Genomic DNA, 25,224 nt, shown 5'->3' with positions numbered 1-25,224 from the left:
GGTACGGGTCCCGCGCCGTGGGCCCGTACCGGCAGCGGCGGCGGGCGCGCACCGCCCCGAGCGGGGGGCGGGGTGCCGGTGGGACCGGCGGATTCGGGCACCACCGGCATCGCCGTCCGCTGTACGGGGACGGCGGCCGCGGCTCCCGTCCCGCCGGGCGCGGGTGGGTGCGGTCGCACGACCGGGACGGCGGGAGCCGCCGGAGGAGCGGGGGAAGGGGCGGGCTCCCCGGGCGGAGGTCCCGGTGGGCGGGCGGGGCGCGGCTCCGCGCCCGGCTTCCGCGCGAGGGGATTCGGGCCCGAGGGGTCCTGGGGGCGGAGGTCCTGCGGGCGGGGGCGGGTGGTGGGAGGGGACGGCCGCGCTGTCCCGCTCGCGCTCGGAGCCGGGGGCGGAGTCGGCCGCGCTCGCGCTGACGTTCTCCCGGTCGTCCCGCCGCGCACGGCGCGCTGGACGAGCCGCGGGAGGAAGCCGCCGGCCGCCCGGTCGCGCGCTGGGCGGTCGGGCCGTTGCGCGGGGGTCCGGTGCGGCCGGTCAGCCCGGTCCGGCCGGGGCTCCCGCACCGGGTCCGCCGGCACAGCAGCGGACTCCGGTGGGCGCCGGGGCCCGTCGACGGGCGGGCGGGGCGAGGAGGTCCCGCCCAGGCCGGTACGGGTGGTCCGGGTGGTGCGCCCGGTGGCCGGACTGCCGGGCGCGGGCCCCGCGCCGGCCGTTCCGGTCCGGCCGGGCGGGACCGGCTCGGTGGGCCGCCGGGGCCGCCGGGGCGCCGTTCCCGGTGGAGGGGACGGACGGCGCCGCTCCGGCCGCGAGGCGTCCCGCTCCGACGGCGGCTCGGCGGGTCCCGGCTGCCGTGCCCCACGGCGCCAGACGGGTGTCACGACCGGCCGGGACCCGCCGCCCGCCGTCGCCGCCGGTGCGGCGGAGCCCATGCCGGAGCCGGTGCCCACCGTGAGGGCTCTGCCCGCGAGCAGCCCCCGCGACCGCCGCACGACGGGCGCTGGTCCCCCGGCACCGGCGGTGGCGAGCGGGGCCGGCCGGCCCTTCCCCCGCTCCGGGGCGACCTTCCGGACACGCACCGGTGCGGGAGGGGACGGTTCCGTACGGGCGGTCCCGGCCGCGCTGCGGACAGCGGCGGTTTCCGGGGCCGGCGCGGAGGTCTGACGCACCGGCATGCGCGGGGGCCCGGGGGCCGGCTCGGCCGGTGCGGGGAGTGCGGGCGCGGCCCCTGGAACCGGCGGGCGCTGCCGGGGACCCGCGGTTCCCGGCCGGCTCCGGCGGCCGTCACCGAGCAGCGGAGCGCCGCCCTCGATCCTGGCCGTCGACGGCAGGGACGGCAGGGGGAGGCCGATCCCGCCACGGGCGCGGGCCCCTGTCCCGGAGGGCCCGTCCGGCGGCGCCGATCGCGCGGGCGGCCGGGGAGCGCCGGAAGGATTCGGGGGCTCGGGCTCCGTTCGCGATCGCCGGGCGGGCCGGGCCGTCGGGGTTCGCGGGGTGTGCGGTCCCGTGGTTCCGCCGGCCGGTTCCGTACGGTGCGCGGCGGGCGGCGACGGCGGGCGTTCCGGTGCCGGGGCCGGCCCGGTGGCGGGGGCCGGCCGGTCCGGCCGGGGCGGTTCCCGGCGTACCACCGGCTTCATCGGCTCCGGTGGGGGCGTGGTCGCCTCGGGGGTCACCGCGTCCGGAGTCCGTCGCTGGAGCACGGGAGCGACCGTGGACGGTCGCCCGGCCGGGCCGGAGGACGTGTCCCCGGAGAGGACGGCCCCGGCGGGCGGTTCCGGCGGGGGCTGCCCCAGGGCGGGGCGCACGGCTGCGGCGGTGGGTCGGCGGGAAGCGCGATCCCCCGGGGGTACGGGTTCGGAGGGTGCGGCGGGAGCCGGCCCGCCGGAGCCGGCCGGTGGCCCGGGCACGGCCGCCGGTGCGGGGGTGAGGGCGGAAGGGGTGGCCGGTGGCAGCGCGGCGACGCGCCGGAGGGGCATCGCCGGGCGGCGGGCGACGGTCAGGGACGGCCCGCTCGGCCGGGGACGCACGGCGGCGGGGAGAGTCCGCCGGAGCGGAGCCGCCACCACCGGCACGGGCGCGGGTGCGCTGTCCGCGGACGGGGGGAATCCCGGCACGACGGACGGCCCGGACACCGCCCGCTGTCCCCCATCACCACCCGAACCCGCACCCGCACCCGCCGAAGAAGGCCCGGGCACCGCACCCCCGGACCGACGCGAACCCGGCACCACCAACGGCCCGGACACCGCACCCCGCTCCCCATCACCCGAACCCGAACCGGTATCCGCCGAAGAAGGCCCGGATACCGCACCCCCGGACCGACGCGAACCCGGCACCACCAACGGCCCGGACACCGCACCCCGCTCCCCACCACCCGAACCCGAACCCGCACCCGCACCCGCCGAAGAAGGCCCGGGCACCGCACCCCCGGACCGACGCGAACCCGGCACCACCAACGGCCCGGACACCGCACCCCGCTCCCCACCACCCGAACCCGAACCCGCACCCGCACCCGGACTCGTATCCGGGGTGGCCGGGCCGTCCCCCGGGGGTGTCGTACGGCTCGTCCGCCGGCGCGGTGCCGGCTTCGCACCGGCCGTACGGCCGCCCGGCGCCCCCGTCACAGGCTCCTCCACCGGTTCGGCCCCGGCGTCCGCGCCGGGTCTGACGGCCCGCAGAAGCAGGGGCCCGCCGGCCGGGGAGGACCGGGCGCGGGCCGGGCGGGCGACTCCGTGGATCAGCCCCACCGGCGCGGACGGCAGCACCGCGTGGCCGAGTTCGCCGCCGAACGCGGGGTTCTGCCATGAGGCGAGGCCGGATCTGAACCGCAGCCCGTCGCTCACCGCGATCGCGGACCGGGCGACCGTCGTCCGCGGCGGCGCGACCCGCCGCCAGCCGCCGTCCCAGCCCTCGCCCGCGCCCCGCTCCCCCGTCCCCCGGCCCGCCTCCGGTGCCGTTCCGCCTCCGTCGCCGTCCCCGGCGCCCGAGGCCGCGTCCGGCCGCCGCGGGCCGCGCCGGCGGAACCAGTCCCCGTATCCCACAGAATCAACCGCCTTCGTTGACGCGGGTGTTGATCCGCGCTATCTCCCGCACCCACTGCTGACGCTCGCCGTGGGTGAGGTCGAGGATGTCCTCTCGCTGCCAGTGGAAGTGGTAGGCGATGTACGCGATCTCCTCCCGCAGCCGGGGAATCGCGTACGTCACGATTCCCCCAGGCGCCCACCCGAGAGGTCCACCTCGAACGATCCGTGGCACAGCGGACAGGTCACCGCGGCGTGGGTGTGTCCCTCGCTGTTGATCCGGCGGTAGAAGTCCTGGAGGAACGCCACATCGGTGGCGTACATCCGCTCCACCACCCCGGCGTGCACATCGGTGACGGTGCCGAGCCGGGTGATCACCTGGCTCAGCAGCACCACGCTCAGATACGCCGGGTTCTCCTTCACCCGCAGATCGATCTGCGGGCGCAGTTCGTCCCGTGCCGTCGCGAGCCGCATGGTGCCGTGCCGGTGCGCCCGGCCCTCGTCGTCGACGTACCCGCGCGGGAGTTCGAACGCGAACTCCGTACGCGACTCCTCGCGGTCGCGGTCCCGTCCCGGAGCCGGCGCGGAACCCTCCTCGCGGCCGGTGGACGGCGCCGGCGCGAGGCCGTCGATGATCTCGTCGAGCCCGCCCGACCTGACGGTCCTGCGCCTCATTCGACCACGATCTCCTCGAAGGTGATGGTCACCGTCTCCGTGGCGGCGCTGGACTCTCCGGCCTTCAGCGAGGGACCCTCCCACTTGCTGGCCCACCCCTGCATCAGCTGGATGCGCCGGACCGTGGCACCCGTCGAGTCCTTGATCTCGATGGTGAGGTTCTGGCGGGCGGTGTCGACGGCGCCGTTGTTGAGCGTCTCCTTGATCCAGTTGGTGAACTCACTGCTCTGGTCGAGCCCTCGGGTGATCGTCACCTCGCCCGCCTGACGCGCGCCGGGCTGTTTGCGGATGATCTGTTTGCCCTCGGCGGTCACTTGGCGGACCTCGACGACTTCCTCCTCGACGGTCATACCGCTGACCTCCTGGATCGACTCGACGAGATAGCCGCCGAGCTGCACGCCGAAGACATGGGTGGAAAGAGCGTCGCCCTCTGCCATGGGTCTGTGTCACCTACTCCGTTCGCGGTTGCTGCCGGATCACTCGTCGACGAGGCTGGTGCTGTCGGAGAACTGCGCGAGGCGGAAGACCACGAATTCCGCGGGCTTCACCGGCGCCACGCCGATCTCGCACACGACCCGCCCGAGGTCGATCGACTCCTGCGGGTTGTTGTCACGGTCGCACTTGACGTAGAACGCCTCCTCGGCCGTGCGGCCGAAGAGGGCGCCCCGGCGCCACTCCTCGATGAGGAAAGCGGTGACGTTGCGCCGGATGCTCGACCACAGGCGGTCGTCGTTCGGCTCGAACACCACCCACTGGGTGCCCAGGAGGATCGACTCCTCCAGGTAGTTGAAGAGCCGGCGCACATTGAGATAGCGCCAGGCCGGGTCGGACGAGAGCGTGCGCGCCCCCCAGATCCGGATGCCCCGCCCGGGGAAGGCGCGCACACAGTTCACACCGATGGGGTTGAGCAGGTCCTGTTCGCCCTTGCTGAGGCGGATCTCCAGATCCACCGCGCCCCGGATGACCTCGTTGGCGGGGGCCTTGTGCACTCCGCGCTCGCTGTCGCTGCGCGCCCAGACCCCGGCGACGTGTCCGCTCGGCGGCACCAGGGTGTTGCGGCCGGTCGCCGGGTCGAAGACCTTGAGCCACGGGTAGTACACGGTCGCGTAGCGCGAGTCGAATCCGGCGTCGTCGTTGCGCCAGGTACGGGCGCGCTGGGCGGACAGCCCGGGCGGTGTGTCCAGAATGGCGACCCGGTCGCCCATCTGTTCGCAGTGCGAGATGACCGCCAGCTGCACGGTCTTGACGCCCTCGGCGTCGATGTCGCCGCGCCGGTGGGCGCTCATCAGATCCGGTACGGCGACCATGGTGACCTCGTCGATCGCCTCCAGGCCCGCGAACCCGGTCCGGGCGGCGGTGTCGCCGACGTACTCGGCCGCGTCGAGCCGGGTCACCACCCCGGTGCCGGGGGCGGGCGCGGCGGGCGCGAGGGTCAGGCTCTGCCGGTCGGGGCGGCTCTGCGCCGCACCGGGCTGTTCGGTGACCTCGATGAGCCGGGACTCGCGGGTCTGGGTGACCACATAGCCCTTGACGTTCTTGCGGGTGGAGACGTCATAGCTCTCCACGACCTTGCCCGACTGGCGCACCAGGAGCCGGAAGCGGTCCTCCGGCGGGTTCTCGCCCTCGGCGTCGGCGATCTCCACGGAGAGGTCGCCACGCGCGCCGGGCCGGGCGGAGACCAGGAAGCCGCCGATGGCGACGGGCGGGACCGCCTCGGGCGCGGACTCCCGCTCCTCGCCCTGCGCGGGGCCGCCGACGCGCACCACATAGGCCGCGCCGCCTCCGTTGGCGAAGTAGCCGTGGACGGCGGAGGCCAGACAGGTGTCGGCGGTGAAGGTGCCGAACGTCTGGACGTACTGGTCCCAGTTGGTCACCAGGGTCGGCTGGTGGAAGGGGCCGGTCCCCGAGAAGCCGACGAAGGCTGCGACCGCGGTGCCGACTCCCTCGATGGGCCGCGCTCCCGACTGCACCTCCTCCACGTAAACACCGGGGGTGAGGTACGACGGCATGCTCGCTCCTTGTCGTGGTCATTCGTTCGCCGCTCAGTCTTGTCCGGCGGCCGTGGCGGGCAGTAGGCCCCAGAGTCCTGGACGCGGGGCAACGACGCTGCCTTTCCGGGCACCCCGACGGGCGGAATCGCTGCCCCTCGCGGACCGGATGTCCCGTCCGGCGCGTCCCCGGCACCGCTCACGGACGCCCGGGGCGGCGGCGGGGGCGGGGCGGGGCTGTCGGGAATCGGCCAGAGTTCGCTGTCGGTGACGGACCGGCCGTACGGTTCCCGGTGACCGGATCAGCGCTCGCGGGCCCTCCGGGGATCTCCGGCCGGATGTCCTTCGCCCGGCCCCGGAAGTGGCGGGAAATTCCCAAGGCGTGGACTTTGGGCGTCCGCAGGGGAAAGAATCTGCCGACGACGGGCACTCCGGGTGTTCCCCGGTCGTGTTCTCCGCTGTTCTCGCCCCCCGCGGGGAAGGCGGGTGGCCCGGCGCTGTTGTCTCTACGGGGCGACATCGCTCATTATGCCGCTGACATTGAGTACCTGGTGACATTCGGAAGCCTGGGTCCCCGTTGCCGGCGTCCCCGGTTTGGCGCAGGTCACGGAAGCGGTCACAGCGGCGTTCGCCGGAATCTGGATGGGGGTGACCCAGTGGTAGTCCTGATTGCGGAAGGTCTCCAGCGCGATGGTGGTGATCTTCCGCTCCCCGAAGGAGATGGTGAGCGTTCCCTCGTCCCCCTGGAAGTTCGCCACCACGATGTCCGTGATGCCGAACACCTTCCCCTCCGGTACCCGGTAAGTGCCCTGTTTCTCGGCACCCGACCCGGTCTGCACGTCGATGGTCGCCGAACTCTGCTGAGTGCCCCCGGTGCCCTGGCCTGTGCCGGTCCCGGTGCCGCTGCCGGTGCCCGTACCGGTGCCGCCGGTGGAGGCGCCTCCGGGGGCGGCCGAACCGCCCGGAGCGGTCGTCCCCTGTCCCTGGCCCGGCCCCTGCCCGGGCCCCTGGCTCTGGCCGGGACCGCCGGCCGGGTTCTCCGTTCCACCCGGTGCCGGCTGACCCGACTGCTCGCCGCGGGCCGTCTCCTCCTTGGCGGCCACGGTCGCCGCCTGCTTCGCTGTGCTCCGCACCGCCGGCCGCACCAGCGCGAACCACGCGATGAGCAGGGCGAGCAGCGCCGCCAGGACGATCAGCAGCCACCGGGGCAGCAGGGGCATCTGCGCGAACTCGCCCGGCAGCGTCTCGGACAGGCCGGGCGGCTCGCCGCCGGTCTCCGGCCCGGAGGGCCCCGCGTCCCCGGGGCTCACGCCGTCCCCGGCGTCCCCGGCGCTCTGGGCGCTCTCTGCGGCCTCGAACTCGAACGGCCGATCGACCGGCTCACCGAACCAGATCGGCTGGGCCCGCACGCGCAGCCGCGCCTCGGCGGACTCCCCCGGTTCCAGGCGCAGCACGTCCGGGGTGAAGGAGAGCCGGAGTTCCTCCCCGGGCTGCCTGCCGGTGAGGGCGACACCGACCGGGGTGTTCCCGCGGTTCCGCACCGAAGTGCGGAACCGGGCTCCCAGCCAGCCCCGGCGCCGGCGCGGGTCCAGATCCGCCCGCAGTTCGTGGAAGGGCTCGATGATCACAGTGGCCTCGGGAACCACCACCGAGCCGGGGCGCTCCGCCGGCAGAACGCGGACTCCGAGAGGTGTCTCCCCGGCCCGGACCTCGTGGGATCTGGGCGGCGCGAGCCGTACGGTCACCACCTCGGAGGTGCCGGGGTAGAGGGAGACCCGCGCCGGCAGGACGGTGCTCCACGCGGCGCAGTCGCCGACCACTTCGAGTGTGTAGGCCTCGACGATGTCGCTGTCGTTGCGCACGGTCAGGGGCATCGTCGCCTCGGCGCCCGGCGACACCGTCACCGTGGGCCGGTCGAGTTCGGCAGATGTGGTCACGGTGCGACGCTAGGCCGCCGTCCGGGTTCCGCAGCAGAGACGCGAGGGCAACAAACGGGCACGGGCGGTGCCCCGGAGGCACCCCCGCACGGCGCCCCGGCGCCCGCGCGCCGGGCCCGCGCGCCCTGCCGGCGGCGGTGCGGTGCGACAGCGGCGACGACCTATCGGCTGGATGTCATTGAGGAAGACGGGCACGGAACGATGACGACGACGGACATGACGAACAGACCAGCCCGGCGCGGCCCGTACCAGGGGCCCGCGGGAGCCGAGCGCCCCACCGGGTCCGGTACCGAGAGGGCCCCGGGGGACCGGGTCTCCGTAGCCGTGTACGCGGAGGATCTGATCCTCCAGACCGGCATGGTCCACCAGCTGCGGCTCCGGCCGGAGATAGAGCTGCTGGCGGACTCCGAGGCCGACCGGGCCCAGGTCTCCTTAGTGGTCGTGGACACCCTGGGGGAGCCCAGCGTTCAGCTCCTTCACCGTCTCCAGCGCAACACCGCGACCCGGACCGGACTCGTCGTCGGCTCCTTCGAATCGGGCGCGCTCCAGACCATGATCGAGTGCGGTGTCGCCGCCGTGCTGCGGCGGGCCGAGGCCGATCAGGACCGGCTGGTCCATCTGGTGACGGCGATGGCCAACGGGGAGGGTGTGCTGCCGGGCGATCTGCTCGGCAAGCTCCTCGACCATGTCAGCAGCCTCCAGCGCACGGTCCTCGACCCCCGGGGGCTCTCGCTCTCCACCCTCACGACACGGGAGGCGGAGATGATCAGGCTGGTGTCGGAGGGGCTGGACACCGCGGAGATCGCCCAGCGGACCTCGTACTCCGAACGCACCGTCAAGAACGTGCTGCACGAGGTGGCGACCCGGCTCGAACTGCGCAACCGGGCCCACGCGGTGGGCTACGCGATGCGGCACGGGCTCATCTGAGACGGAGCGGACCGGGGAGGGTGCCGCGCCGCAAAGGGCAGTGGCTCCTTCCCCCGCTCGGGGTGCTCCCGGCCTGTCCTCGGCCCCGTGCGAGCGCGATGCTGAGGGCGGAGAGCCGACGATCCAGACTGTGAGGTGGGCCGTGAGCGGCGCTGCTGGCCCGGTGGGGCATTCCCGGCTGGGCCGACTGACCGGTGCCGTGGTGCTGCTGGCGCCGCTGCTCGTGGTGGGGTCCGCGTCCGCCCCGCAGGGCGCGCCGAGGCTCACCGCCGAGGCGGTGGACGGCGGGCGCATCGTCTACGCGGGCACCGAGCACCGCAGTCTCGGCCGGGTCGCCGACCCCGGGCGCAGCGATCCGTTGTTCGGGCCCGGCCCGGCCCACTACGACCAGGACCCCTCCGCCCGCGGTGACGTGCTGGTCTTCACCAGCCGGCGCGACACCGCGCGCCCGCAGGTCTATGTGCGGGGCGCGGACGGGGCGGTGCGCAGACTCACCACCGACCGCGACGCGGCCCACCCGGAACTCTCCCCGGACGGGCGGACCGTGGTGTTCGACTCGGGTGAGCCCGCACCGGGCGGGGGGCTCCAGCGCGATCTGTGGACGGTCGGTGCCGACGGCTCCGGACTGCGGCGGCTGACGGACACCGGGGGCGACGAGAGCGCACCGACGTTCTCCCCGGACGGTTCCCGGATCGCGTACTCCGGTGACGGCGGCCCCGCGCGGGGCCGGCAGATCTACGAACGGGCCGTGTCGGGCGGCGCGGCGACCCGGATCAGCGACGGCCCGGCGGGCGACGCGACCGAGCCGGTGTGGAACCCGGTGGACGACGCGGCGCACCGGGCGCTGGTCGCGTACACCCTCGAAGGGGACGACGGGAGCGGGCCCCGGCTCCGGGCGACCGAGGGCCCCGGAACCGACCGTCCGCTGCTGGCCGACGGGCCGGCGAGCTGGCGCACGCACTCGGCGAGCTGGCTCCCGGACGGAAACGATCTGCTCTTCCTCAGCCCCGATCTGAGCTGCGGCTGCGATGACTTCGACCATGTCCACCGGGCGACCGCCTTCACCGGCACCGCGCCGAGGACCGTGCTCAGCGAGGACCGTGCGGTCGACTCGCCGGGGTGGCTCGGCCCGCTGGACTCGGGGTCCGTCGTGGTCGCGCGGACGAGCGCGTCGGCGGCGAACGTCGTGACGCTCCAGGACGTCCGACAGGACGGGTCGGACCCCCGGGACCTCGGGCTGACCCTGCTCAAGGAGGACCCGGCGGCGGCCACGAACACCGACCCCGCCGCCGATCCGCTGTTCAACCCGGCCCCGGGCTTCGACCCGTGGACCGAGCGGCAGAACTACACACCGGACGGCAGGCGCATCGTCGTCACCCGGTTCGAGGACTCGGACGCCGGGCGCGTCGAACGGATCTGGCTGGCCGACGCCGACGGGGCGAACGCGGCGCCGATGCCGCTCGCCGGGCGCGGCCCGCGCGACTGGGACACCGACCCCGCCTTCTCGCCGGACGGCTCCCGGCTGGCGTTCACCAGGACCTCGCCCGGCGGGGTCGGCGGGGCCGCCGGGCCGAGCAGGGTGCTCATCGCGGAGGCCGCCACGGGGGCGATCGTCGGTGAGGTCGTGCCGCCCGCCGGGGAGCCGGCCGGCGGCGACGCGCAGCCGACCTGGTCGTCGGACGGAACCACCCTCGCCTTCACCCGCAACCGGGTGATCCAGGGCGTCGGCGGCAACAAGCACATCTGGACCGTGCCGGTGCGGGCGCTGGACCAGCAGCGGAACCTCAGTGCCACCATCTGTCCCGGTGACTGCGAGGTGATCGACGACAGCCCCGCGTTCTCCCCCGACGGCGGCCGGGTCGCCTTCAACCGCAAGGACGGCGGCGGCCGGGTCAACGAGCGGGCCGGGATCGTGCTGGCCTCGCTCTCCGGCGGGGCGTGCCAGGTCGTGCTCCCGTCCGTCCAGCGGGACAACCCGGACGCCTGTCGCCAGGACATCCCCGACACCTCGGAGACCGGGCCCTTCCAGCCGCGCGACGTTGCCTGGTCGCCGGAGGCGGAGCGGCTGGTGCTCAGTTCGCGCAGGGCGCTCGCGGCGAACTCCCCCGAGCAGCTCTCCGTGCTCGACCTCGCGTCGGGCGATCTGACGCCGTTCGGCACCGGACTGCCCGGGCGGCAGAAGGAGCCCGGCTTCCAGCAGTCGGTCGATCTGTCGCTGAGCGCACCGCCCACCGGGCCCTCGGTGGAGGTGGGTTCCGCCGTGTCGGTGACGGTCACCGTCACCAACCGGGGCCCCGCGCTCTCGCCCGGCACCACGCTGACCGTCGACGCCCCGGCGGGGGTGCGGCTGGAGCGGCTCACCACCCCGGCCGGGACCTGCGCCGCCGGGTCGCCGCAGTGTGATCTCGGAGTGCTGCGGCCCGGGGCCGCCGTGGAGGTCACCGCCCGGCTGACCGGGGTGACGCCGGGGGATCAGCGGGTCGGCTGGTCGGTCGGTGGAGCCGTGCTCGATCCGAACCCTTCGGACAACGCGGCCGGTACGACGGTCCCGGTCCGGGAGGTGACTCCGAGCCCCACCCCGACTCCGAGCCCGACGCCGACGCCCACGCCGAGCCCCACACCGAGCCCCACACCGACACCGACCACATCACCCCGTCCCCCTTCCACTCCCACCCCCACCCCCACCCCGTCGCCCTCGCCTTCGAGTGCGGAACCGACGCGGCCCCCGTCCTCCTCCCCCGAGGCGCCCGAGCCCGAGGCGGGACCCGCCGTCACCGTGCGGGCGCGGCCCAACCCCGGCTTCGTCGGGGGCCGGGTGGTGGTGACGTACACCGTGCGCAACGGGCGGAACGCGCTCGCCACCGGACTGCGGCTGAGGCTCGGACTGCCCGCGCGCGTCCCGGCGGGCTCGCTCCCGGCGGGCTGCGCCGCCGGGGTGTGCGCCCTGCCCGACCTGGAACCGGGGGAATCCACCGTCATCCGGGTCGTGCTCTCGCCGAACCGGGCGCTGAGGACGTCCGTCACCGGGACGCTGACCACGACCGGTACCGACGCCAACCCCCGCGACAATGTCTCCAGGACGGCGCTGCGCATCCTCCAGCCCAGAATCGTCGCGGTGCCGGCCGTCGGCAAGCCGGGCTTCGTCACCTCCGTGCGCGGCAGGGACTTCCCGCCCGGGGCCTCCGTCGCGCTGAGCTGGAAGCCCGGGATCACGGCGACCGCGCCGCCCACCGCCGTACGCGGGAACCGCACCTTCATCGCCCAGTTGCTGATCCTGGCCAAGGACGGGACGGGGCCGCGGGTGATCACCGCCAGGGGGTCGGGGTTCAGCCCGGTGACCACGGACTTCCTGGTGGTCAGCGGCACGATGGTCCCGCCGGACGAGGTGGGGCGGCGGTGATCCACGAGGTGGACGAGGGGCTGCGGCTGCTGCTGGTCGAGGCCGGTGTCCAGGAGAGCGGTGTCGATCTGGTCTTCGACGCGCCGACCAAGGACTGGGCCGCCCGGCGGAACGCCCCCACGGTCAGTGTCTTCCTCCACGGCATCCGGGAGGACGCGAGCCGGCGCCGCACCGGCGCCGCCGAGGAGTACGACGACCAGGGGATGGTGACCGGGCGGTGGACCCCGCCGCGCTGGTTCGAGCTGACCTATCTGGTCACCGCCTGGACCAACCGGCCCCAGGACGAACACCGGCTGCTCTCCGATGTGCTGCGCGCGCTCGTGCGGTCGGATGTGCTGCCCGCCCGGATGCGCACGGGCAGCCTCGCCGAGCTGGGGCTGGCCGTGGAGATCGAGGCGGCGGGCCCGGGCGCCGACGGGCCGTCCGCGGCGGATGTGTGGTCCGCGCTGGGCGGCGAGCTGAAGGCCGCGATCGATCTGCGCGTCCGGGCGCCGCTGGCCGGTGAACGCGGTTCCGCGGGCCCGCCCGTCACCGAGGGGCTGGTGGTGCGGGCGGTCGCCGCGCGGGACGGCGAAGCGGTGGAGCCGGGGCGCCGGCTGCGGTACGGGGACATCCCCGGCCCCGGCGAGCAGGGGTTCGCCGGGATACGTGAACAGCCGTCGCCGCCCGGCCGGCGCAGGCGCCGGGGCGCGGCCCGATGACCACGGCACAGGGTGTCCGCGCCACCGTCGCACCGCCCGGCACCCCGGCGGCGGACGCCGGGCAGCTCTGGGAACGGCTGGCCCTCGTCGAACGGCGGGTCAGGATCGCGGTGACGGCCCGTCGGGCCGACGATCCGGAACCGGACGATCCGTACCGGGGGCAGTACCTCACCCCCGAGGCGGCGGAACGGATCATGGACTCCCGCGACGCGTTCGCGCCGGTCCCGAACCCGGACCAGAGCCCGAACCCGGACCAGAGCCGGGACCAGGACCAGGACCAGGTCCCGAACCCGGACCAGAGCCAGAGCCAGGACCCGGACCAGAGCCAGGACCCGGACCAGGTCCCGGCGCTCGGAAACGCACAGCCGCCGCACCCTCCGCCGGGGAGCCGGCTCCGGCGGCTCGTCGACGGCTTCGGTCTGGCCCCGCTCGACCTGGACCTCCTGCTGGTCGCGATGGCCCCGGACATCGACCACCGTTTCGAGCGGCTCTACGGGTATCTCCACGACGATCTGACCCGCCGCCGGGCGACCGTCGGGCTGGCGCTGGAGCTGTGCGGACTGCCGGCCGCGAGCCCCGGCCGATTCCGGTTCTCGCCGTTCGCCCCGCTGGTCGCGGGCGGGCTGCTGGAGATCCTGGAGGCCGAGCGCCCCCTGCTCTCACGAGTGCTGCGGGTGCCGGACCGGATCACCGCCCATCTGCTCGGCGACGACGAGATCGACGGGAGGCTGCGGGGCCTGGTCCACGACGCCGCGCCCGGGCGCGCGCCGGACGACCCGGGGCCCGAGGCCCTGCGGGTGGCGGCGGCGCTGGGCACGGGCAGCGGTCTGGTGCATCTGCTGGACCGGGGAGGCGATCCGGGCGGGCTGGCGGTCGAGGCGGTGCGCGCCGCTGGGCTCCGTCCGCTGGTCGTGGACACCGCGGCGCTCGCCACCGCTCCCGAACCGGGCTCCTTCGTGCGGGCGCTGGCGGCCGAGGCCCGGCTGAGCCGCGGCGGGGTCGTGCTCGGTCCGCTCGAAGCACTCGCCCCCGAACGGCCGGAGGGGGCGCGGCTGCTCGCCGGTCTCTGCGCGGCGGTCGGCGGGACTCCCTTGATCGCCCATGGGAAGCGGACCTGGGACCCCCTGTGGACCCGGGACAGCCCGGTCCCGGTCCGGGTCCTGCCGCCCGGCCCCGATGGCGTGGCCCGGCAGTGGCGCAGGGCGCTCGCGGCGGCCGGCCCGGCCGCTCGCGACGCGGGGGCCGACGAGCGGCTCATCGGGACGGCCGCCGCCCACCGGCTCGACTCCGAGCAGATACGGAAGGCCGCCGCCGTCGCCTCCCGGCTCGCTGCCCTGGAGGAGCGGCCGGTGGACGCGCGGGATCTGCGCACGGCGGTCCGGGCGCAGAACGGCGCGGGTCTGGAGCGGCTCGCCCGCCGCGTGGAGCCCTCGGTCGGCTGGGACGACCTCGTGCTGCCCGCCGGGACCCGTGGCCGGCTGACGGAACTCGCGCTGCGCGCCCGCCACCGGGGACAGGTGCTCGGGCAGTGGCGGATGAGGCCGGGAGGCGGCCGGGGCCGGGGGGTCGTCGCCCTGTTCGCCGGTGAGTCCGGCACGGGCAAGACCATGTCCGCCGAGGTGGTCGCCGCCGACCTGGGCATGGAGCTGTATGTGGTGGACCTCTCCACCGTGGTGGACAAGTACATCGGTGAGACCGAGAAGAACCTCGAAAGGATCTTCACCGAGGCATCCAATGTCAACGGCATCCTGCTGTTCGACGAGGCGGACGCGATCTTCGGGAAGCGCTCTCAGGTCAGGGACGCGCACGACCGGCACGCCAATGTGGAGTCGGCGTATCTGCTCCAGCGGATGGAGTCCTTCGACGGGATCGCGGTGCTCACCACCAATCTGCGGGCCCATCTCGATGAGGCCTTCACCCGGCGCCTCGATGTGATCGCGGAGTTCCCCGTGCCGGACGCCCGGGGGCGACGGGCGCTGTGGGACCGCTGTCTCGGGCCGGCCATCCCGCGCGGCGCGGATCTGGATCTGGATTTCTGCGCGGCGCGGTTCGAGCTGGCGGGCGGGTCGATCCGCGCCTGTGCGGTCACCGCCGCCTATCTGGCGGCGGAGTCGGGGCAGCCGCTCCGGATGGAGCAGGTGGTGTCGGCGGTGCTCCAGGAGTACCGCAAACTCGGCCGGCTGGTTCTGGAGAGCGAGTTCGGCCCCTGGCTGGACCGTGCGCCGGCCGACGGCGGATGACCGTCCGGCGGAGGGCCGAGGGCCGAGGGCGGAGGGCCGAGGGCGGAGGGCCGAGGGCGGAGGACCGAGGGCCGAGAGGAGCGGGGGGAGGCGAGTGGAGGGCGGGCGCGAGGGGCCGGGGCCTGCGTCCGGGAGGGCGGATGACGCTGCCCCGGGGGACAGCACCCCTGCCCCGCCGGGTACTTCCCTCCGCCGAGCGCGCCGATAGTCTCGTACGGATGCGTCCGCGGGGCGAGCGGCGTCCGATCCCGGGCGGAAGGGTCCAGAGCTGTGCATGCACACGAATGGCCGGCGAGGGCGGCGCGCCCGGCATCCCCGGCGCGAGCGGCGGGGCGTGCGGGGCCGGTGTCCGGTGCCGGGTCCGGTGTCCGCCGTATGACACCCGAGAGGGCGGCGACCCTCCAGCGCACCATCGGCAACGCCGCCGTGGCGCGCATGGTCGAGGCGGAGGCCCAGCGGGAGGCCGGGGCCGGAGGGGAGGCGCCCGGGCCGGAGAGCCGGCGGCCGGTCCAACGCGCCACGGTGCACGCCGTGCTCCGCTCCCCGGGGCGGGCCCTGGACGACTCCGTCCGCACCGACATGGAGGCCCGGCTGGGGGCGGACTTCTCCGATGTCCGGGTGCACGACGACAGCGCGGCCCGTGCCTCCGCGGCGGAGGTGGGCGCCCGTGCCTACACCTCGGGCAACCATGTCGTGATCGGTGCGGGTGGGGCCGACCCGCACACCCTGGCCCATGAACTCACCCATGTCGTCCAGCAGCGCCAGGGACCGGTCGCCGGCACCGACACCGGTGACGGCCTCAGGATCTCCGATCCGTCGGACCGTTTCGAACGCGAGGCGGAGGCCGGCGCGAGGCGCGCGATGGCCGCGCCGTCCCGGAGCGCGGCCGGGGGCGGGAGGTCCGGCGAGAGCGGGCGGAGCGGCCATGGTCACGAACACGGGCCCGGGCGTGGCGGGCACGGTGCCGGGGCTGCGGTGCAGCGGATGCCCCCGAAGCGGAAGAAGGAGGAAGTGGCCAGCGGCAACAGCCCTCCGCCGCAGCGCCGCAACACCCGGGGAAGCAGCAAGAACTTCGACCTCAACAAGCCGAGACTGGTCTTCACCTCCCAGTACGACGGCCCGGCCTCGCAGCGGCTCAACGCCAACCAGAGCATCGGCTTCACCCAGGCCGCGTCCTTGAGGAACCCGGACGGGGCGCCGCTCTCGGTCGCCACCAACTACCACTTCTGGCAGCAGGTCACCGACCGCAGCGTCCAGATCACCCCCGACAACCCCGCGCCGGGCCAGGAGACCTTCCGGGACTGGGTGCAGGACGGCCCGTACCGGCCGCTCTACAACAACGCGGTGATCGACAACTCGAAGGACCGCATCACCTTCAACGACGACCCCGGGTTCTCCACCGACCGGAGCATGACCCAGGGGTACTGGCTGGCGTCCTACAGCGTCAGCTTCCGCTGGAAGGTCGCGAGGAACACGGGCGCCTTCAACGCCGGCGCCGCCGCGTGGACCAGTCCGGTCGTCACCCACACGCTGACCTCCACCTTCGACCCCGAGAACCCGGACGCACCCGCGCCGATCACGGCCAACGCCGCGGACGAGCACAGCTGGGACATCGATCTGTCCACCGTGGACGGCGGCCAGTGAGCCGCCGTCCGGAGGGCCGGGGCCCGGCCGGGTTCAGCCGGGCAGTCCGGTGTCGACGATCGCGCTGATCTCGATGAGCTGGCCGGGGAAGGTCAGTTCGGTGACACCGACGGCGGTGCTGACCGGGCGGTGGCCGCCGAAGTACGCCCGGTTGCCCCGCGCCATCGCCTCGGCGTGGCGCCCGAAGTCCACCAGGTAGAGGGTCTGCGAGACGATCCGGGCGCGGGTGGCGCCGTAGTGGTCCAGGACCTTGTCGATGTTGGCGTGGGTCCGCCGCATCTGGGCTTCGAAGTCGTCCGGGTGGCGGAAGGCTCCCGTCTCGTCGAGGGAGAGCTGTCCGGAGACATGGATCAGCGCGCCGGACCTGATCGCCTGCGCGTAGCCGAAGGCGCTCTCGGCCGGGACGTTGTGGTGGAAGACATCGAGGTCGCTCATGTTCCGCGCACTCCCTTTGCTCTCTTGTGGTTACTGGGAAACTGTAGGAGAGTGTCCTCCGGTCCGGAAGAACGCACTTCTCAGAAACCGGGGAACCCGATGGTGACCAAGAAGTTCACCGGCTCGCCCGAGGACGCGGATCTGCGGCGCGCGGACTCGCTGGCGCGGGAGATCTTCTCGGATGTGGCCAACAAGTGGGCGTTCCTGATCATCGAGGCGCTCGGCGAACGCACCCTGCGCTTCAGCGAGCTGAGGAACGAGGTCGAGGGCGTCAGCCACAAGATGCTCACCCAGAATCTGCGCATGCTGGAGCGGTACGGCCTGGTCGCGCGGAAGGTGCACCCCACCGTGCCCCCACGGGTCGAGTACACCCTCACCGAGCCGGGCCAGGCCCTGCGGGCCACCGTCGACGGCATGTGCGGCTGGACCCACCGGTATCTCGGCGACATCGAGGCCGCCCGCCGGCGTTTCGACGCCTGAGGCCCCGGTGCGCGGGTGAGGCCGGCACGCCCCGGGTGCGCGGGCCCGCCGGCACCGGGCCGTCGTCGCGGGCCGAGCGGGCGGCCCGGCGGGCCTGTCGCCCCGGGACGGGCGTATGCCATGGTGGGGGCGTGCTCGACGACATGGACCGCAGGATCGTGCAGACGCTGACCCGGGACGGCCGGACCCCCTACACGGGGCTCGCCCGGGATCTCGGCGTCTCCGAGGCGACCGTGCGGCAGCGGGTGTCCCGGCTCCAGGAGAGCGGCGTGCTGCGGATCGTCGCGCTGTGCGACCCGCTGACACTGGGCCATCAGTCGGTACGGCTGATGATCCGGGTCCGGGACCTCACCCCGCGCGCGGTGGCGAAGTCGCTCTCCGGGATGCCGATGATCAACCATGTGGCGCTCTGCGCGGGCAGCCAGGACATCTTCCTGGACGGCACCTGCCGTGATCAGGCGCAACTGGTGCAGCTGCTGGACGACATCCGGATGCTGCCGGGCGTCTCCCGGGTCCAGGTGCTGCTGCTGCTCGAACACTTCAAGGACTACTCGTGGAGCGGGCTGGCGAGCGCCGTGGGGCAGGGCGTCACCGAGGAGCCGGGCCGGCGGCCGGCGGTCTGAGCGGGGCCGGCGGCGCGGGCGGGCCCACCGCTCCGGGCGGGGCCACCACCGCAGACGGGCCCCGACCACGGCGCGGCCACCGGCCGCGCCGGTTTCAGCCGGGGATGATCCGCTCCCCCGGGCGCACCGGGACCTCGCGGAAGCCGGCCCAGAGATACGAGTCCTTGATGACCTCCAGCACGGTCAGCGCCTCGGCGTGCGCGACGCCGTTGACCCGGCGCACCCGCTCGGTGAGCAGCTCCGCGAGGTGTTCGAGGTCGCGGCAGCGCACATCCACGATGAGGTCGTAGGGCCCGACGCAGGACGCCACGTACCGCATCTCGGGCATCCGGGACAGCTCGCGGGCGACCAGGGCGACGGGCACATGGTGGACGCGGACCGCGAGGTGGACCTCCATCTCGCCCATCCGTATCGCGTCCGTCATGCCCACCACCTGGAGCACCCCCTTGCGCTGGAGCCGCTGGTAGCGGGCGCGCACGGAGGCCTCGGAGAGACCGACGGCGCGGCCGATCTCGGCGAAGGAGCGGCGGCCGTCCACCCGGAGCTGGTCGATGATCTGCCGGTCCAGGTCATCGATCATAAGGCGCCTCCAAAGGTGGATGGTACTGACAGCCATCATCACCCATACGTCAAGAGTCGACCATCACACCGACCTCCGGCTGCGATATCCGTGGAAATTACCTCGACTTTCCACGGGATTCGTCTCATCTACATCTTTCCGGCCACTGGCTGATGACCGACGCTGTTCTCCATCGACGCCCCGCCCCGGAGCCAAGGAGAAGAGCGCATGCACAGAACCCCTCCGCCCGACCGACGCCCGCGCCGGACGTCCCGGTGACGGCAGCAGCGCCGCGCTCCGCGCGCCGGGCGGCGGTGACCACGGCGCTTCTCGCGCCTGCCGGGATCACCGTGCTCGGTCTGGTGCTCGTGCCGCTGCTCCTGGTGGTGCGCAACAGCTTCGCCTCCGCCGACGCGTACGGCGGGGTGCGGGGCGGGTACACCCTCACCAACTACCAGGACCTGTTCGAGCCGATCTACCTCAAGGTCTTCGGCTACAGCCTCGGCATGGCGGCCCTGAACACCCTGGTCTGCCTGGTCCTCGGCTATGTCGTCTCGTACTACCTCGCCGGACGCTCCCCGCAGCGCCAGATGCTGCTTCTGCTGCTGATCATCGTGCCGTTCTGGACGGACTTCCTGGTCCGGACGTTCGCCTGGATCAACCTGCTGAGCCCCGGCGGCCCGGTCAACAGCCTCACCGACGCCCTCGGCTTCACCGACGGGCCCACCCAGTGGATACCGAGCCAGGGGGCCTCGTTCATCGGCCTGGTGTACGCCTTCCTGCCGACGGCGATCTTCCCGATCTACGCCTCCCTGCGCGGGGTGGACAACTCGCTCGGCGAGGCCGCCCGCGACCTCGGCTGCGGCTGGTGGCGGGTGCACACCCGGGTCCTGCTGCCGATCGCCCGCCCCGGGATGCTCGCGGCGGCGCTGCTCACCTTCATCCCGACCCTCGGCGTCTTCGTCATCCCCGTGCTGCTCGGCGGCGGCCGGGACCAGCTCGTCGGCAATCTGATCGTGACCCTGTACACCGAGTTCCGCAACCAGCCGATGGGCGCCGCGGCCTCCGTGGTCCTGCTGGTGCTGATGGTGGCCTCGATGGCGGTCTTCGGAGTGGCCGCCCGGCGGCTGAGGAGGAAGACGGCATGAAGCACGTCCTCGACACCGTGACGGCCTGGCTGGCCCGGGGCGTCATCGCCTTCCTCTACATCCCGATCGTCGTCGTGGTGGTGCTGTCGTTCAACGACTCCGAGGTCACGTACAAGTGGGCCGGATTCTCCACCCGCTGGTACGGCACGCTCGCCGACAACACCGAACTGCTGGCCGCGCTGCGGGTCAGCGCGGAGGTCGCCCTGATCTCCGCGACCCTCGCCACCGTGTGCGGGCTGCTCTCCGCGATGGGCATGGCCCGGCTGACCAGGCGCCGGCGGGCCGTCTTCTCCGGCGGGCTGTTCCTGCCGCTGATCATTCCCGAGATCGTGCTGGGGGTGGCCCTGCTGTCGGTCTTCGGGGCGCTGAGCGCCGACCTCGGGATGACGACCCTCGTCCTCGGGCATCTGGTGGTGACCCTGCCCTACGCGGCGCTGATCGTCCTCGGCGCGTACAACGCGCTGGACTCCTCGCTCGGGGAGGCCGCGACCGATCTCGGCTGCAACCCCTGGCAGGCGTTTCGGCGGGTGACCCTGCCGCTGCTGCGGCAGCCGCTGCTCGCCGCCTGGCTGCTCTGCTTCACCATCTCGTTCGGCAACATCGTGATGTCGACCTTCACCAACGGCATCGGCTCCACCACCCTGCCGCTGCGGGTGTACTCGATGCTCAAGGGCGGTCTGACACCCGAGATCAACGCCCTGGGCACGCTGCTGGTGCTGTTCACGCTGCTGATCATCCTCGGCGTCGGGCTGCGCCAGATGCGGCAGGTGCTCCTCGGCGGCAAGCAGGGCTAGCCGGCCCCGACCGGCGCCGCGCGCCGCCCGTCCCCCGACGACCCGAAGCATCCCCGCGCCCGCGCACCCCCGCACCGCGCACCCCCGGACCCGCTGAACCCGTGAAAGGCACACCCCCATGCGTACGAGAAGAGTCCCCAGAACCGTCCTCGCCGTCTCCATCGCCACCGTCTCCGCACTGCTCCTCGCCGGCTGCGGCGGCTCCGGCTCCGACGCGGGCTCCGGCGGCGGGAAGAAGCTGAACATCTACGCCTGGGCCGGGGAGATCCCCGAGTCCGTGGTGAAGAAGTTCGAGGCGGAGACCGGGATCGAGGTCACCCTCGACACCTTCGACAGCAACGAGACCATGACCGCCAAGCTCAGTTCCGGCTCGGCCGGCTACGACCTGGTGGAGCCCAGCCAGTACACCGTGCAGCAGCTCATCGGCCAGCAGCTGATCCAGCCGCTCGACCACTCCCGGATCAAGGGCCTGGAGAACCTCGCGGAGAAGTTCCGCGACCCCTCGTACGACAAGGGGAACAAGTACAGCGTCCCGTGGATCTGGGGCACCACGGGCTTCGCCTACAACGACACCTGTATCCCCTCGGCGACCAGCTGGAAGACCCTGTTCGACACGGAGCACCGGGGCAAGGTCTACATGCTGGACAACATGCTGGCGGCCTATATCGCGGGCCTCCAGGTCACCGGCGCCCGCGCCACCAGCACCGACGAGGGCGAGATCGAGGCGGCGACGAAGGCGCTGGAGAACCAGAAGAAGATCCTCGCGGGCTACAACTCCACCAACTACCCGCAACTGCTCTCCAGCGGGCAGGCGTGCGCGGTCCAGGCGTGGAGCGGCACGGCGATGGCGAAGGTCGTCGCCGCCAACGAGAACGTCCACTACGTCATCCCCGAGGAGGGCGGCTCGATCTGGACGGACGGCCTCTCCATCCCGAAGGGCGCGAAGAACACGGACGCCGCCTACCGGTTCATCAACTTCACACTGCGCCCCGAGATCGCCGCGATGGCCACCGACGACGGCGGCAGCGCCAGCACCAACGCCAAGGCGCGCGCGTTCGTCAAGGACAAGAAGGCGCTGGAGAACCCGGCGATCTACGCGTCCGACGAGGCCATCGAGAACGCGGACTTCCTGCTCGACCCGGGCACCGCGATGAAGCACTTCCAGCGGGGCTGGACCAAGGTGAAGGCGTCCTGACATGACCACAGCGATCCTGAAGGACCCGGGGCCGGGCGCACCGGCGGGCCCGCCCGCCGTCCGGCTGACCGGAGTCGGCAAGACCTTCGGCACCACCCCGGCCGTCTCGGACGTGACCCTCGACATCCGGGCGGGTGAGTTCTTCTCCATCCTCGGCCCCTCGGGGTGCGGCAAGACGACCCTGATGCGGATGATCACCGGCTTCGAGACGCCCACCGAGGGCACCGTCGAGCTGGGCGGGGTCCCCTCGACCGGCGTACCGCCGCACAAGCGGGACCTCAACATGCTCTTCCAGAGCTACGCCCTGTTCCCTCATCTCGACGTCGCCGGGAACGTCGCCTTCGAGCTGAAGGTCCGCGGATCCCGGCCGAAGGCGGAGATCGCGGAAGCTGTGCGGGAGGCGCTCGCGCTGGTGCGCCTCGACGGCTACGGCGACCGGGCCATCGGCCGGCTCTCCGGCGGGCAGCGGCAGCGCGTCGCCATCGCACGGGCCCTGATCGGCCGCCCCTCGCTGCTCCTCCTCGACGAGCCGCTGGGCGCCCTCGACCAGAAGCTGCGCGCCGAGATGCAACTGGAGCTGAAGAAGATCCAGCGCGAGGTCGGCGTCACCTTCGTCACCGTCACCCACGACCAGGAGGAGGCGCTGACCATGTCCGACCGCATCGCGGTCATGGACGGCGGCCGGGTGCTCCAGATCGACACCCCGGAAGCCGTCTACGAACGCCCGGCGACCCGGTTCGTCGCCGACTTCATCGGCACCTCCAACTTTCTGGCCGGGACACTCGCCGGCGGGCGCCTCGGGGTGGACGGGCTCGGGAATCTCGCGGTCCCCGACGGCCATGGCCTGGCCGACGGCACCCACGTGCATCTGGCCGTCCGCCCGGAGAACGTCCGGCTCGGCCGCGCGGGCGTGGAGCCGGAGGGCTGCCCCGTCCTCGTGGACGGGGTCCTCCAGCAGATCGTCTACCTCGGCAACGCCACCCGCTACCACCTCACCCTCACGAACGGCGGGGACTTCGTCGCCGAGGTGCGCGGTACGGACGCGGGCGGACCGGCGATCGGCGACCGTGTCGCCGCCGGCTGGCACCCCCGGCACTCACGGGTGCTGGCCGGATGAGCGCGAACCCCCGGCCCGAATCCGCGTCCTGCCCCCACCGCAACCCCCACAGCGAGGAGACACGACCGTGAAGGTCGCCGCAGCCCAGTTCGCCCCGACCGCCGACGCGGCGGCCAATCTCACCGTCATCGAGGAGATGACCCGGGAGGCCGCCGCGGCGGGCGCCGAACTCGTCGTCTTCCCCGAGGAGTCGATGGTCCCGTCGGACACCGACGGCTCCGAGGAGGTGCCGCTCCGCGAACTCGCCGAACGGCACTGGCCCGCCTTCCTCGACGGGCTCACCCGGATCGCGTCCACCCACGGCATCGCGGTCATCGCCGCCGGCTTCGAGGACAGCGGTGAGGCGCTGCCGTACAACACCATGGCCGCCGTGGCCGCGAGCGGGGAGATCCTCGGCCTCTACCGCAAGATGCATCTGTACGACGCCTTCGACTACCGGGAGTCCCGCAGGGTCCAGCGCGGTGACACCGGACCGGTCGTGGTGCGGATCGGCGACTTCAACGTCGGCCTGGTGAACTGCTACGACGTCCGCTTCCCGGAGTTCACCCGGTCGCTGGTGGAGATGGGCGCGGATCTGCTGTCGGTCTCGGCGGCGTGGGTCAAGGGCCCTCTCAAGGAGGACCACTGGGCGACGCTGCTGCGCACCCGGGCCATCGAGAACACCTGCTGGGTCGTGGCGTCCTCGCTGACCACCCCCGACTGCATCGGGATGAGCATGGCCGTCGACCCGCTCGGCGTGGTCCGGGCCGCCCTCGGCGAGGAGGAGCGCTCGCTGCTCGTCGTGGACGCCGACAAGGACCGGATCGACCGGGCCCGCACGGTTCTGCCCGTGCTCCGCAACCGCCGCATCATCATCGGACCGAGGTGACCCGTCATGCCGCTCGACCTGCGTGAACTGCCCGCCCCTCTCGACGGGGAACTCGCCGGGAAACTCCGGAGGGTGGACTTCCCCACCCTCGGCCACTATCTGGAGGAGGGCTTCTGCGACCCCCTGCTCCAGCGGCAGGCCGGAACCGAGCGGATCGTCGGCCGGGCCGTGACCGTGCGGATCACCGCGACGGACTCCACGGTGCTGCACCACGCCGCCGGGCTGGTCGAACCCGGTGACGTGGTCGTGGTCGACTGCGGCGGCGACCGGCGGCACGCGCCGCTGGGCGAGGTCGTCGCCAACGCGCTGGCCTCCCGCGGCGCCGCGGGCGCCGTGGTGGACGGCCTGTGCACCGACATCGACGCGCTGCGCGCCCTCGGGCTGCCGGTGTACGCGTACGGGCGCACCGCCCTGACCACCAAGCTGCACGGGATCGCGGACGGTTCGCTGTGCGCGCCGGTCGTCTGCGGCGGTGTCCCGGTCCACGCCGGTGACCTCGTCCTCGGCGATGCCAATGGTGTGATCATCGCCCCCGCCGCGCGGCTCGCGGCCGTCGTCGACGAGGCCCTCGCCGACGACGCGGAGGAACCCGCCCTCGTCGCGGAGGTCTGGCGGGGCGAGCCGCTGGGCTCGCTGACCGGTGCCACCCGGGCGCTCCGGCGGCTGGGCTGAACCGCCTCCCGTCCCGGACTCCCCCTCTCCCCCATCCGCTTGCCGAAAGGACCATCCCGTGTTGCTCAAAGCCGCCGTCAACGGCGGGCGTTCGCAGACCGAACGGCCCACCGTCCCGGTCACCGCGGCGGAGATCGCCGCCGACACCCTCGCCGTGCTCACCGCCGGGGCGGATGTCGTCCATTTCCATGTCCGCACCCCGGACGGCGGACAGACCATCCGGCCCGACGCCCTCGCCGAGGTGCTGTCCGCGATCCGCGCCGTCGCCCCGGACGCCGTCGTCGGCACCACCACGGGGCTGTGGACCTGTTCGGGACCGGAGGAGCGGTACCGGCTCGTCGAGTCGTGGGAGGTGCTGCCCGACTTCGCGTCGGTGGCCTTCAGCGAGGAGGACGCGGCACGGACGGCGGAGCTGGTCGTGGCGCGCGGCATGGTCCTGGAGAGCGCGGTGTGGACGATGGACGACGTCCCCCGGCTGCTGGAGTCGCCGACGCTGCACGACAATGTGCGGGTTCTGATCGAACCCGTGGAGGAGGAGCCGGGGGCGGCGGTCGCGGCGGCCCGGGCGATGGCCGCGCGCATCCGGGAGGCGGGGGTGGTCTGCCCGATCCTGTACCACGGGGACGGGCCGACGGTGTGGCCGCTGGTGCGGGCCGCGATCGAGGACGGTCACGAGACCCGCGTCGGCTTCGAGGACGGCACGGACCTCCCCGACGGAACGGACGCCCCCGACAACGCGTCGCTGATCCGCGCCGCGCGCGCCCTGGCCGCCGGCTGACGCCGCTCCCCGGACCGGCGCGGTACCGCGCC

General features: G+C 73.5%; 21 protein-coding genes. 14 read left to right on the top strand and 7 right to left on the bottom strand.

Annotated features, from left to right (window positions below; all coding sequences use genetic code 11):
• Positions 1-3,036 precede the first annotated feature (3,036 nt).
• From ABT122_RS29680 to ABT122_RS29660, 5 genes are all read right to left on the bottom strand, one after another.
• Positions 3,037-3,195 carry a DUF6760 family protein gene (locus ABT122_RS29680; RefSeq protein ID WP_351558581.1) on the bottom strand — a complete coding sequence of 53 codons (159 nt, stop codon included), beginning with the start codon at positions 3,193-3,195 and terminating at the stop codon, positions 3,037-3,039.
• Positions 3,192-3,686 (bottom strand): hypothetical protein, encoded by a 495-nt coding sequence (locus tag ABT122_RS29675; RefSeq protein ID WP_351558579.1) that lies wholly within the window; start codon positions 3,684-3,686, stop codon positions 3,192-3,194. The genes ABT122_RS29680 and ABT122_RS29675 overlap by 4 nt, the downstream gene beginning before the upstream one ends.
• Positions 3,683-4,123: a phage tail protein gene (locus ABT122_RS29670; RefSeq protein WP_153485378.1), complete on the bottom strand. Its 441-nt coding sequence runs from the start codon at positions 4,121-4,123 to the stop codon at positions 3,683-3,685. Before ABT122_RS29670 ends, ABT122_RS29675 begins: the two co-directional genes overlap by 4 nt.
• A gap of 39 nt (positions 4,124-4,162) precedes the next feature.
• Complete coding sequence (locus tag ABT122_RS29665; protein WP_351558577.1) at positions 4,163-5,695, bottom strand: phage tail sheath family protein; 1,533 nt, start codon at positions 5,693-5,695, stop codon at positions 4,163-4,165.
• A 485-nt stretch (positions 5,696-6,180) separates the two neighbouring features.
• Positions 6,181-7,611 carry a COG1470 family protein gene (locus tag ABT122_RS29660; RefSeq protein WP_351558575.1) on the bottom strand — a complete coding sequence of 477 codons (1,431 nt, stop codon included), beginning with the start codon at positions 7,609-7,611 and terminating at the stop codon, positions 6,181-6,183.
• 201 nt (positions 7,612-7,812) lie between these two features.
• Here ABT122_RS29660 and ABT122_RS29655 point away from each other — a divergent pair, with 201 nt between their 5' ends.
• The 5 genes from ABT122_RS29655 (at position 7,813) to ABT122_RS29635 (ending at position 16,523) form a co-directional block, all read left to right on the top strand.
• Positions 7,813-8,538, top strand: a complete 726-nt coding sequence (locus ABT122_RS29655) for a helix-turn-helix transcriptional regulator (RefSeq protein WP_351558573.1) — start codon at positions 7,813-7,815, stop codon at positions 8,536-8,538.
• Between the two features lie 142 nt (positions 8,539-8,680).
• The gene (locus ABT122_RS29650) at positions 8,681-11,938 is read left to right on the top strand and encodes a hypothetical protein (protein WP_351558571.1); all 3,258 of its coding nucleotides are present in this window, start codon (positions 8,681-8,683) and stop codon (positions 11,936-11,938) included.
• Entirely contained in the window at positions 11,935-12,639 is a 705-nt protein-coding gene (locus tag ABT122_RS29645) for a Pvc16 family protein (RefSeq protein ID WP_351558569.1), read from the top strand. Before ABT122_RS29650 ends, ABT122_RS29645 begins: the two co-directional genes overlap by 4 nt.
• Positions 12,636-14,879: an ATP-binding protein gene (locus tag ABT122_RS29640; protein WP_351558568.1), complete on the top strand. Its 2,244-nt coding sequence runs from the start codon at positions 12,636-12,638 to the stop codon at positions 14,877-14,879. The genes ABT122_RS29645 and ABT122_RS29640 overlap by 4 nt, the downstream gene beginning before the upstream one ends.
• 375 nt (positions 14,880-15,254) lie before the next feature.
• Complete coding sequence (locus ABT122_RS29635; RefSeq protein ID WP_351558566.1) at positions 15,255-16,523, top strand: eCIS core domain-containing protein; 1,269 nt, start codon at positions 15,255-15,257, stop codon at positions 16,521-16,523.
• A 33-nt stretch (positions 16,524-16,556) separates the two neighbouring features.
• Here the strand turns inward: ABT122_RS29635 and ABT122_RS29630 are convergent, their stop codons facing one another.
• Positions 16,557-16,958, bottom strand: a complete 402-nt coding sequence (locus ABT122_RS29630) for a RidA family protein (protein ID WP_351558564.1) — start codon at positions 16,956-16,958, stop codon at positions 16,557-16,559.
• A gap of 99 nt (positions 16,959-17,057) precedes the next feature.
• On the opposite strand from ABT122_RS29630, the gene ABT122_RS29625 reads away from it, so the two are divergent.
• Both ABT122_RS29625 and ABT122_RS29620 read left to right on the top strand, forming a co-directional pair.
• Positions 17,058-17,438, top strand: coding sequence for a winged helix-turn-helix transcriptional regulator (locus ABT122_RS29625; RefSeq protein WP_351558562.1), 381 nt, complete (start codon positions 17,058-17,060; stop codon positions 17,436-17,438).
• Positions 17,439-17,569: 131 nt separating this feature from the next.
• Positions 17,570-18,061 (top strand): Lrp/AsnC family transcriptional regulator, encoded by a 492-nt coding sequence (locus ABT122_RS29620; protein ID WP_351558560.1) that lies wholly within the window; start codon positions 17,570-17,572, stop codon positions 18,059-18,061.
• 94 nt (positions 18,062-18,155) lie between these two features.
• On the opposite strand, the gene ABT122_RS29615 is transcribed toward ABT122_RS29620, so the two are convergent.
• The gene (locus ABT122_RS29615) at positions 18,156-18,641 is read right to left on the bottom strand and encodes an Lrp/AsnC family transcriptional regulator (RefSeq protein WP_351558558.1); all 486 of its coding nucleotides are present in this window, start codon (positions 18,639-18,641) and stop codon (positions 18,156-18,158) included.
• A 254-nt stretch (positions 18,642-18,895) separates the two neighbouring features.
• Here ABT122_RS29615 and ABT122_RS29610 point away from each other — a divergent pair, with 254 nt between their 5' ends.
• The 7 genes from ABT122_RS29610 to ABT122_RS29580 all read left to right on the top strand — a co-directional run bounded on the left by ABT122_RS29610 (position 18,896) and on the right by ABT122_RS29580 (position 25,192).
• Positions 18,896-19,768, top strand: a complete 873-nt coding sequence (locus ABT122_RS29610) for an ABC transporter permease (RefSeq protein ID WP_351558556.1) — start codon at positions 18,896-18,898, stop codon at positions 19,766-19,768.
• On the top strand, positions 19,765-20,562 hold the full coding sequence (locus ABT122_RS29605; protein WP_351558554.1) for an ABC transporter permease: 798 nt from the start codon (positions 19,765-19,767) through the stop codon (positions 20,560-20,562). Before ABT122_RS29610 ends, ABT122_RS29605 begins: the two co-directional genes overlap by 4 nt.
• A gap of 118 nt (positions 20,563-20,680) precedes the next feature.
• Entirely contained in the window at positions 20,681-21,757 is a 1,077-nt protein-coding gene (locus ABT122_RS29600) for an ABC transporter substrate-binding protein (RefSeq protein ID WP_351558552.1), read from the top strand.
• A 1-nt stretch (position 21,758) separates the two neighbouring features.
• Positions 21,759-22,874: an ABC transporter ATP-binding protein gene (locus ABT122_RS29595; protein WP_351558550.1), complete on the top strand. Its 1,116-nt coding sequence runs from the start codon at positions 21,759-21,761 to the stop codon at positions 22,872-22,874.
• 67 nt (positions 22,875-22,941) lie between these two features.
• A complete protein-coding gene (locus ABT122_RS29590; protein ID WP_351558548.1) occupies positions 22,942-23,742 on the top strand; it encodes a carbon-nitrogen hydrolase family protein in 801 nt (266 codons plus the stop codon).
• A 6-nt stretch (positions 23,743-23,748) separates the two neighbouring features.
• A complete protein-coding gene (locus ABT122_RS29585) occupies positions 23,749-24,414 on the top strand; it encodes an RraA family protein (protein WP_351558546.1) in 666 nt (221 codons plus the stop codon).
• A gap of 58 nt (positions 24,415-24,472) precedes the next feature.
• A complete protein-coding gene (locus ABT122_RS29580; protein ID WP_351558544.1) occupies positions 24,473-25,192 on the top strand; it encodes a 3-keto-5-aminohexanoate cleavage protein in 720 nt (239 codons plus the stop codon).
• The last annotated feature ends 32 nt before the right edge of the window (positions 25,193-25,224 follow it).

The sequence above is a fragment of the Streptomyces sp. NPDC001985 genome (assembly GCF_040296845.1).
Taxonomy (GTDB): domain Bacteria; phylum Actinomycetota; class Actinomycetes; order Streptomycetales; family Streptomycetaceae; genus Streptomyces.
Note: the sequence above shows the minus strand (reverse complement) of the source record. Positions and strands in the feature narration are given on the sequence as shown.

What these genes read in the sequence shown, in the direction of transcription:
- ABT122_RS29675 (WP_351558579.1), bottom strand. Translation starts at nt 3,686, where the DNA reads ATGAGGCGCAGGACCGTCAGGTCGGGCGGGCTCGACGAGATCATCGAC.
- ABT122_RS29585 (WP_351558546.1), top strand. Translation starts at nt 23,749, where the DNA reads ATGCCGCTCGACCTGCGTGAACTGCCCGCCCCTCTCGACGGGGAACTC.
- ABT122_RS29600 (WP_351558552.1), top strand. Translation starts at nt 20,681, where the DNA reads ATGCGTACGAGAAGAGTCCCCAGAACCGTCCTCGCCGTCTCCATCGCC.
- ABT122_RS29615 (WP_351558558.1), bottom strand. Translation starts at nt 18,641, where the DNA reads ATGATCGATGACCTGGACCGGCAGATCATCGACCAGCTCCGGGTGGAC.
- ABT122_RS29665 (WP_351558577.1), bottom strand. Translation starts at nt 5,695, where the DNA reads ATGCCGTCGTACCTCACCCCCGGTGTTTACGTGGAGGAGGTGCAGTCG.
- ABT122_RS29630 (WP_351558564.1), bottom strand. Translation starts at nt 16,958, where the DNA reads ATGAGCGACCTCGATGTCTTCCACCACAACGTCCCGGCCGAGAGCGCC.
- ABT122_RS29635 (WP_351558566.1), top strand. Translation starts at nt 15,255, where the DNA reads ATGACACCCGAGAGGGCGGCGACCCTCCAGCGCACCATCGGCAACGCC.
- ABT122_RS29605 (WP_351558554.1), top strand. Translation starts at nt 19,765, where the DNA reads ATGAAGCACGTCCTCGACACCGTGACGGCCTGGCTGGCCCGGGGCGTC.
- ABT122_RS29625 (WP_351558562.1), top strand. Translation starts at nt 17,058, where the DNA reads ATGGTGACCAAGAAGTTCACCGGCTCGCCCGAGGACGCGGATCTGCGG.
- ABT122_RS29655 (WP_351558573.1), top strand. Translation starts at nt 7,813, where the DNA reads ATGACGACGACGGACATGACGAACAGACCAGCCCGGCGCGGCCCGTAC.
- ABT122_RS29640 (WP_351558568.1), top strand. Translation starts at nt 12,636, where the DNA reads ATGACCACGGCACAGGGTGTCCGCGCCACCGTCGCACCGCCCGGCACC.
- ABT122_RS29670 (WP_153485378.1), bottom strand. Translation starts at nt 4,123, where the DNA reads ATGGCAGAGGGCGACGCTCTTTCCACCCATGTCTTCGGCGTGCAGCTC.
- ABT122_RS29595 (WP_351558550.1), top strand. Translation starts at nt 21,759, where the DNA reads ATGACCACAGCGATCCTGAAGGACCCGGGGCCGGGCGCACCGGCGGGC.